Here is an 8,055-nt window from a genome sequence, read left to right on the forward strand (position 1 = left end):
CCCGGCCGGGGCATGACACCCTGCGGGCCGTGGGCCGCGTGGACAGGGGCTGTTCCTTCGCGCTCGGCCTTGGCTGCGAGGGCGGCTTCTTCATCAAAGTCCTCAGCCTCGCGCTCTATAAGTTTTAGTGCGCCTTCGGGGCAGTTAAGACATGCGCCAAGCCCGTCACAGTAAGAATCCCGTATAAGTTTGGCCTTGCCGTCCACCACGGCCAGAGCGCCTTCAGCACAGTCCAGCACGCACAGGCCGCAGCCGTTGCACTTCTCTTCATCAATTTCAATAATAAGGCGTTTTGCCATGACTATATCTCCACCGTCAGTTCGATCAGTTGGGACGGAGCGTCGATAATATGGTCAGCTCCGGCGGCGCGCAGTTCCTCCGGCCCGCGAAATCCCCAGGCCACGCCCACTGACGTTGTACCCGCATTGCGCGCGGTCTGTACATCCACATCACTGTCGCCCACGTACAGAACCCGGGCTACAGATGTATGCATTGTTTCGGCCATGTCCAGCAGTGCGTCGGGTTGTGGTTTGAGGGGAACGCCTTTTCTGCCGCCGCGCACAAGCGTGAACGGAATGGAGGGAAAATAGCGCTGTACCAGTTCCACTGTATGCTCTTCGGGCTTGTTGGAAAGCACCGCCAGCGGGCAATCCCTGGCGGCCAGAGCTTCAAGTGCCGGAATTATGCCCTCATAAGGCCGGGTGGCGTCGCACATATGGCGTCCGTAATGCCGGCGGGTTTCTTCCACCAGGTGCGACAGGGCCGGGGCCTCAAGTTCTGCTGCGGCGGGCAATGCATCGCGCACCAGTTTGTCAAAGCCGCGTCCCACAAAGCGTCTGTAGTCCGCCAGGGGATGCGTTGGGTAGCCGTGCCGGGCCAGTACGGCATTGCAGGCGTTGCCGATATCGTCAAGCGTATCAAGCAGGGTGCCGTCCAGATCAAAGAAAAAGACTCTCATCAAATCTCCCATGTATTCTTTGCAGCAGTAAAAACAGTGTAGCGGAAAAGCACTGTGAATCACAAGCCCGCATCGTGACCAAAAAACAGTGACGCAGGGCGGACGGCAGTGTTCCGCAAAATGCCGTTGCTGACGGCATATTCCTGTACGCGGCATTTGTCATATGCTGTCAAGACCTTGCGCGGTACTTCTGGACATAGGCATGGCAGCTTGCTAAGGTCATAGCACTGGGCATAATCAAGGTATGTGACGCCCGTCACGGAGGATTTATGGCTCGACATATACTGACTATCAAAAAACTGGGAGAAAAGGCGTGCTGGCTGCTTGTGCAGCAGGCCATGGGCATGCCCGAGGCCAAGACCAGAACGAATTTCATGACAGAGCGTGTGGCTGTGCTCATTTTTGCCCAGCATTCGTTGCCGGAAAGGCTCTGCGTGTCCGCAGCGGTCCGGCAGTTGGGCGGGGCGGTGGTGTATGAGGGCAACCGCAGCGTGTGGCGCTCGGAACTTTCCGAGTACCGCGAACAGCTCATGCCCATATTCAGCTATTATGTGGACTGCCTGTATACCTACGGCCTGCCTGTGGCCTCCTGGGACCCCGCCAGGATAGACCTGAGCTTCCCCCTGATCAATGCCGGCAGTCCGGATGCGCATCCGGCGCATACCCTGGCCGATATTGCCTGCATGCTGCGCAATTCGCGCAATCTCGGTAATGTTACCTGCGGCTGGCTTGGCTGTCTCAACGGCACCCTGCATTCGCTTGTGGAGGCCACGGCATGGTTCCCCTTCAGCTTGCGCGTGGCCTTGCCCTCGCACATTGACCCGGCGCCCCTCAAAAGGATCGTTGCCGAGTTGGGAACCGATGTGACCTTTGTGGATACCCCGGAAGAAGCCGTGAAAGGCGTGGACTATGTTTTTGCGGGTTGCCGCAAGGGGCTGACGGAAGAAGAGCACGGGCAGTGGAACATTTGCAGCGACTTGCTGGCCAAGGCCGCGCCCCATGTGCGGATCATGCTCAGCGCGCCGCCCGTCAATGCCATCCGTGTGGAAAATGATATTTTACGCAACAGCAAGGCGTCCATGCTTATCCAGCAGTCCGAATACCGCCTGCGGGTACACAAGCGCATGCTGCACTGGGTGTTTCTGGACAATGACGATGCCTGATCGGGTTCTGTGCCGCATCGGGACGCGGAAAGCGCACGAGGCGCAGACCGGCTCTGGCGCTTGAGTGCAATATTTTTTCGAAGAAGATTGTTTCAACAATGCAGACAGCCCGGCTAAACCGGGCTGTCTGCATTTTGAGAAGCGTATTGAGAAGTAATTTCAGCGCATATTGGCTCGGCGCTCACTGCTGTGCTCAACAGGGCAAGTAAATGGCGCTGCTGTTTTCATTCGCAAGCCGTTAAAGCATTTAACACTTGAAATGCTTGCTTACGGCAGGCAAAAGCCTGCCTGCTCGCATTTCGTGGCAAGGATTTTCAGGAAAATGCTCTAATCCGCCAAAATTTCATAGTGTTCCAGCTTATCCCACACAGCGCTCACAAGCATTGCCATGGCAGCTGCCAAGCGCGCTTTGGACTGGTCATCGGGCGGGCTTGCTTCGCCTTTGGCCCGTGCTGTTTCCGAGGCCAGACGCTGGCAGAAAAGCTCTGGACAACGGGCCTGCTGCCCCTGGGCCAGCAGGGGCATGTACCCGGCAAAGGGACCGTCCACAAAGGCTTCCAGATCTTCGTGATCTGCGCTTTCCTGGTTTTCGGCGGCCTGTGGGGCGGCTGGCTGGCCGCCTTCCTCGCCGGAAGGCACGGATGCCTGACGCAGCAGGTTGCCTGTCTGGCGCAGGTAGGCCATGAGTACGCTGTTAGGGGCGTGCTGCATAAGCCCGGCCGTGATGACGGCATGGGTGAAAGCCCGCCACTCCGCACAAAAGCGGATGGCCCCCGCGCCTTCAAGATAGGCAGGGGGCAGCAGGGCGCTGTGCGCCAGACGTACCATGCCTTCCGCATCCGTGTTGAGGGCGAAAAGAATGCAGGCCGCCTCAACGCCTTGTGCTGCGCTTAACTGCTTTTTTGACATGCCCGCTCCTTTATTTCTGACTTGCCGGTCACATAGTCGGCGTATCCTGCGGCCCGCAAGCGGCAGGCCGGGCATTGCCCGCAGCCGTAGCCCCAGGAATGGCGTTGGCCTCGCTGGCCTTCGTAACAGGTATGGCTTTCTTCGACTATCAGATCAACCAGCTTTGGGCCGCCCAGGGCTTCAGCCAGAGTCCAGGCGTCTTTTTTGCTGCGCCACATGAGGGGGGTGTGCAGGACAAAGTTTGCGTCCATGCCGGTATTCAAAGCCACCTGCATGGCTTTGATGCTGTCGTCGCGGCAGTCGGGATAGCCGGAAAAATCACTCTGGCACACGCCGAGAACCATGTGGCGAATGCCAAAACCGTAGGCCCATGCAGCGGCATGCAGGATAAAGATGAGGTTGCGGCCGGGAACAAAAGTATTGGGCAGCCCTTCGGGATCATCCTTGATGGGAGTTTCGGAGGTGAGGGCGGTATTGGCAAGCTGACGGAAAAGGTCGATATCCAGCAGGCAGTCCGCATCAAGGCGTGCGGCCCAGTGGGGATTGAGGCCGGCCAGCTTCCGGCGGAGGTTCTGTCGGCAGGCCAGTTCCACGGAGTGGCGCTGCCCGTAGTCAAAACCCAGTGTGCGGACGCGGGCGAAGCTGTCCAGCGCCCAGGCCAGGCATGTTGCGGAATCCTGCCCGCCGGAAAAGATGACCAGGGCCGTCTGTTCAGCCAGAGGACTTGAAGCGGCCCTGTCGGAGAACTGCTGGTTCATGGCGTCACCGGCCAGAAGGGGCAGACCCGCGCGGGGGCGTAGCCCGCCATAAAGGCGTCCATAAGGTTGCCGAAGTAAACGCGGTTTCGCGGGCGTATGTGCTGGGCCTCGGCGCAGTCTGCGGGAAAGAAGCGCAAAGATTCCTTGTTGCCGAGGTAGGTGTTCTTGGCAACGGGCTGTGAAAGCAAAAAGGCCCACATGCCGCGCCGCCCGGCGATGGCCTCATGCTGCAGGCTGCGCAGCCGTTCCTGAAGATGGGGGTTGAGATCCTGATGCGGATAAAAATAGGCAGCGCCGTTGCGGATCATGACCTCATTGAGGGATGTGCCGTCGGGCAGCAGCACTTCCGCCAGGATTCTGCCGTGCGGGTCGCGGTGCTTGACGCCCGCCTGCAGCAGTTGCACCTGCTGGCCCTTGACGAGCGTGCTGAGTTGATCTCTGGCTTCACGCGCGAAAAACTGGCCTTTCCGACCGCCTTTGGACAGTTCGGGCGAGTCTGTTCCAGCCAGGCGTACAACGCGTCGGTCCGTAAGTTTGAAGGTGTCGCCGTCAAAGCAGTGCGCCACAGTGGCAAGTGGTTGGGGGAGCGGTTCGGCGCGAGGGGCGTCGGCATTTTCTTTTGTGCTGTCTTCGGAGACGATTTTTGTGTTGCCGCCCAACTGGCCTGCGGCTGCATCAGCCGCATCTGCCGCCATGCCGGAAGGCGCCGCTTCCGTCGCGTGTGCGGCGGGCTGTACCGGGACGTCTTTGTTTTTCTTGCCGGAAAGCTCAAAAGCCGCAGGGCTTGAGGGGGCGGCCTTGTCCGAAGCATCGTCGGGATCATCGGCAACCGTGGCGGATGCTGCTGGCACGGCAGCCGCTGCGGGTGAAGCATCGGGAGAAGCTGGTTCACCGTTTGCCGCCAGGGCAGAAGACAGAAGCGGAAAAGGGAACGGCAGGCAGAGAAGGCCGAAGATCATAACAACGGCGCAATGCCGTCCGAGCCTGGACAATACTGACACAAACACGGCCATATCCTGTTGCGTGGGCTGCAATGTTTTGCTGTTATCGATTTTGCCGGGCGGTCGCCCTAAAAAACTGCGGGCTTTTGACGTGCCGCGCAGAGCGCTTGCCCGGGCCTGTATCACGCGCCGGCGGCCCGGCCTGTTGCCGGAGCCGCCGGACGGGAAATCAGTTTTCGTAGTAAGAACGCAGGGGCTGGCTGCGCACGGGATGACGCAGTTTGCGCAATGCCTTGGCCTCGATCTGCCGTATACGCTCGCGCGTTACGTTAAAGAGCTTGCCCACCTCTTCAAGGGTGTGATCGCTCTTTTCAGCAATGCCGAAGCGTTTGCGCAGAACCTGCTCCTCACGGGGGGTGAGGTCTGCCAGCACTGCGGCCAGCTGTTCCGACAGCTTGGTGTTGATGACTTCTTCTGCCGGGGCCACAGCTTTTTTATCTTCAATAAAGTCGCCCAGGCTCGAATCTTCTTCATCACCAATGGGGGTTTCCAGCGAAATGGGTTCTTTGGCGATTTTGAGCACCTTTTTGACTTTCTCCACCGGATATTCCATACGCTCAGCGATTTCTTCAGGCGTGGGGTCGCGCCCCAGCTCCTGCACAAGATAGCGCGATGTGCGTATGAGCTTGTTGATGGTTTCAATCATGTGCACGGGGATGCGGATGGTGCGTGCCTGATCGGCGATGGCGCGGGTGATGGCCTGCCGTATCCACCAGGTGGCATAGGTAGAGAACTTGTAGCCGCGCTGGTATTCAAACTTGTCCACAGCCTTCATAAGGCCGATATTGCCTTCCTGAATGAGATCAAGGAACTGAAGACCGCGATTGGTGTACTTTTTGGCAATGGACACCACAAGGCGCAGGTTGGAGCGGATCAGCTCCTGCTTGGCGCGCATGGCCGCCGTATTGCCGCGTTTGATGCGCCACAGCACCTCTTCGAGATCGGTGACGTTGTGGCAGCATTTTTCCTGCAGGCGGTTGAGTATCTCGATTTTGCCGATGATCATTTCCTTGAAGGAAAAGAGTTCGTCCACGCTGAGCTTGAGATCGCGGGCGGCGTCCATCGGATTGACTTCGCGCTGCTCAAGGCCGTCAAACATGGCCTGAATTTCCGCCTGGGTGCGGCCGGTCGCCAGAATATAGGCTGAAAGGTCGCGCTGGCAGTTGTGCATCTGACGCACATAGTCCTCAACCGTTTCAATAATGCGGTCAATGAGGGTTTTTTCCAGCTTGATGTCACGCAGGCGGGTGACGATTTCTTCCTTGAAGCAGATGATTTCTTTCTGCACGGCGGTAACACGACGGTCCATGCAGGTGCAGACATCAAGCTTTTTATAGATCTTGCGCTTTTTCTTGAAAGTCTGCTTGATTTCGTCCAGCAGCAGGATGACGCGCGAACGCTGGTTCATCTCGTCTTCGCTGGGATCGTCTTCTTCAATGGTTTTAACCACATCTTTGAGCTTGATGCGGTTCTGGCGCAGGTCTTCGCCCACATTGATCAGTTCTTCAACCGCCACAGGCACTTCCACCAGGGCGTACAGCACGTCCTGTTCGCCCATTTCAATCTTTTTGGCGATGACAACTTCACCGTCGCGGTCCAGCAGGGGAACGGCCCCCATTTCGCGCAGGTACATGCGCACGGGGTCCGTGCTGCGGGAAGAGTAGTCCGCCGAATCTTCGTCTTCAGACAGGTCAAGGGAACTGTCGGTTATTTCTTCGTCAGATTCGGAGGCAGTGGCGGAAATTTTTTTTCCGTCTTTTTCCGAGTCCACAATAACGATTTCCAGCTGTTCAAAGATGCCGATGATCTCTTCAAACTGCTCGGGCGTACTCATTTCAACGGGCAGCGCCTTGTTGACCTCTTCAAAGGTCAAAAAGCCCGCACCCTTGCCTTTGGCAATAAGTGATTGAATTTGCTGGATATCTTTAAGACTGCTCATGCCCTTTCTCCAAGGTTTCCTTAAGTGCGCGAAGATAGTCCATATCAGCCTCAAAGTCACCAGTGCCGGTGTTGGCCCTCAAGGCTGCGGATAAAGAAGATTTTTGCGCCGAAGCGTAATAATTGTTCAGGTAGTGGCGCAATGATTCCAGTTCCCTGTCGCCGTTGTCGCGCGGGGCGGCCTCGGGGCCGCAGCATTTGCACCAGAAATTTTTTTCCCGTTGGTCCAGATGGTGAAAGACTTCTTCCGGGCCGTGGTTTTCAATCTTGTCCCATAACTGACGCGCCACTGCCGAGTGCAGGGCCAGGTCGGCCCCAAGTTCAAGCATGTTTGCAAGCCGGTGCGGGTAACGCACGGCGAACATCATGATTTCGCGGTCGCGAATGTTTTGCAGGGCGCGGCCCGATGGAAAGCCGCTTGCGCCGGAGCGCGTCCTGTCGTTTTTTGCCCCGCGCGTCTGTACAAGCCCTTCGCGCAGGTCGGCTTCTGAAAGTTGCAGATGCCCGGCCAGCCGCGAAACATACGGGCTGACCAGTTCGGGAATCTCCACTTGGCGCAGGAAATTGCGCGCCCATTCCACAGTTTCTCTTGGGGCCAGCGCTTTGAGCACATCCACGCAAAACCGCAGCCCGTCAGGGGCCTGGGCCTGCAGTTCTTCAAACGCCTCTGGTCCCGGACCACGCAACAGGCTGTCGATGTCTTCGCCCTCGGGCATAAGCACTACCGAACAGGCCAGGCCGCGTGTGAGCAGCATTTCGCAGGAGCGCAGGGCGGCTTTGCGCCCGGCGCGGTCGCCATCAAAAAGCAGTGTCAGCTGCGAAACAAAACCCGAAAGCCTCTTGATCTGTTCCGGCGTCAGGGCTGTGCCGAGAACGCCCACAGCGTTGTCATAGCCGAACTGGTGCAGGGTAAGCACATCCATGTAACCTTCGGTCAGCAGGGCGCGGCCTTTGGTGACCATGCCCTTTCGGGCTTGCGCCAGGCCGTAGAGATGCTCGCCTTTCTTGTAGATGGGCGTATCGGCGCTGTTGATGTACTTGGCCTCGTCTTCATCGGCAATGATACGTCCGCCAAAGGCAATGATCTGGTTGGAGAGGCTCTTGATGGGAAAAATGAGCCGCCCCCGGAATCGGTCATACGCCCGCCCGTTGCCGGATTGCCCCAAAAGGCCCGCCTCGATTGCCATGCGGGCGTCAAAACCCGCCCTGCGCAACGAGTCTGCCAGTGACTGCCACTCCCTTTTGGCCCAGCCAAGGCCGAAGTGCTGCACAATATCCTGGTTGAGGCCGCGCCTTTCCATGTACGCGCGGCATTCTGCGCCATCGGG

Annotated in this window: 8 protein-coding genes; 1 reads left to right on the forward strand and 7 read right to left on the reverse strand. The window is 58.2% G+C overall.

Translation table 11 applies throughout. The features are described from left to right. Both V6C16_RS05220 and V6C16_RS05225 read right to left on the reverse strand, forming a co-directional pair. A partial coding sequence (locus tag V6C16_RS05220; RefSeq protein WP_333542847.1) for an ATP-binding protein occupies positions 1-299 on the reverse strand: 299 nt, incomplete at its 3' end. Positions 300-301: 2 nt separating this feature from the next. After that, on the reverse strand, positions 302-958 hold the full coding sequence (locus V6C16_RS05225) for an HAD family hydrolase (protein ID WP_333535974.1): 657 nt from the start codon (positions 956-958) through the stop codon (positions 302-304). A gap of 269 nt (positions 959-1,227) precedes the next feature. On the opposite strand from V6C16_RS05225, the gene V6C16_RS05230 reads away from it, so the two are divergent. Beyond that, positions 1,228-2,121, forward strand: a complete 894-nt coding sequence (locus V6C16_RS05230) for an ornithine carbamoyltransferase (protein WP_333535973.1) — start codon at positions 1,228-1,230, stop codon at positions 2,119-2,121. Positions 2,122-2,448: 327 nt separating this feature from the next. On the opposite strand, the gene V6C16_RS05235 is transcribed toward V6C16_RS05230, so the two are convergent. The 5 genes from V6C16_RS05235 to V6C16_RS05255 form a co-directional block, all read right to left on the reverse strand. Further along, positions 2,449-3,030: a serine/threonine protein kinase gene (locus tag V6C16_RS05235; RefSeq protein ID WP_333542848.1), complete on the reverse strand. Its 582-nt coding sequence runs from the start codon at positions 3,028-3,030 to the stop codon at positions 2,449-2,451. Next, a complete protein-coding gene (queC, locus tag V6C16_RS05240) occupies positions 3,012-3,788 on the reverse strand; it encodes a 7-cyano-7-deazaguanine synthase QueC (protein WP_333542849.1) in 777 nt (258 codons plus the stop codon). Before queC ends, V6C16_RS05235 begins: the two co-directional genes overlap by 19 nt. Next, entirely contained in the window at positions 3,785-4,795 is a 1,011-nt protein-coding gene (locus V6C16_RS05245) for a thermonuclease family protein (RefSeq protein ID WP_333536754.1), read from the reverse strand. Before V6C16_RS05245 ends, queC begins: the two co-directional genes overlap by 4 nt. A 163-nt stretch (positions 4,796-4,958) precedes the next feature. Then, on the reverse strand, positions 4,959-6,728 hold the full coding sequence (rpoD, locus tag V6C16_RS05250; RefSeq protein WP_333536753.1) for an RNA polymerase sigma factor RpoD: 1,770 nt from the start codon (positions 6,726-6,728) through the stop codon (positions 4,959-4,961). Continuing rightward, positions 6,715-8,055, reverse strand: a 1,341-nt coding sequence (locus V6C16_RS05255; protein WP_333542850.1) for a DNA primase, incomplete at its 5' end; no start/stop codon positions are given. The genes rpoD and V6C16_RS05255, both read right to left, overlap by 14 nt.

It is taken from the genome of Desulfovibrio sp. 1188_IL3213, assembly GCF_036763145.1.
Taxonomy (GTDB): Bacteria; Desulfobacterota; Desulfovibrionia; order Desulfovibrionales; family Desulfovibrionaceae; genus Desulfovibrio.

What these genes read in the sequence shown, in the direction of transcription:
- rpoD (WP_333536753.1), bottom strand. Translation starts at nt 6,728, where the DNA reads ATGAGCAGTCTTAAAGATATCCAGCAAATTCAATCACTTATTGCCAAA.
- V6C16_RS05235 (WP_333542848.1), bottom strand. Translation starts at nt 3,030, where the DNA reads ATGTCAAAAAAGCAGTTAAGCGCAGCACAAGGCGTTGAGGCGGCCTGC.
- V6C16_RS05225 (WP_333535974.1), bottom strand. Translation starts at nt 958, where the DNA reads ATGAGAGTCTTTTTCTTTGATCTGGACGGCACCCTGCTTGATACGCTT.
- V6C16_RS05230 (WP_333535973.1), top strand. Translation starts at nt 1,228, where the DNA reads ATGGCTCGACATATACTGACTATCAAAAAACTGGGAGAAAAGGCGTGC.
- queC (WP_333542849.1), bottom strand. Translation starts at nt 3,788, where the DNA reads ATGAACCAGCAGTTCTCCGACAGGGCCGCTTCAAGTCCTCTGGCTGAA.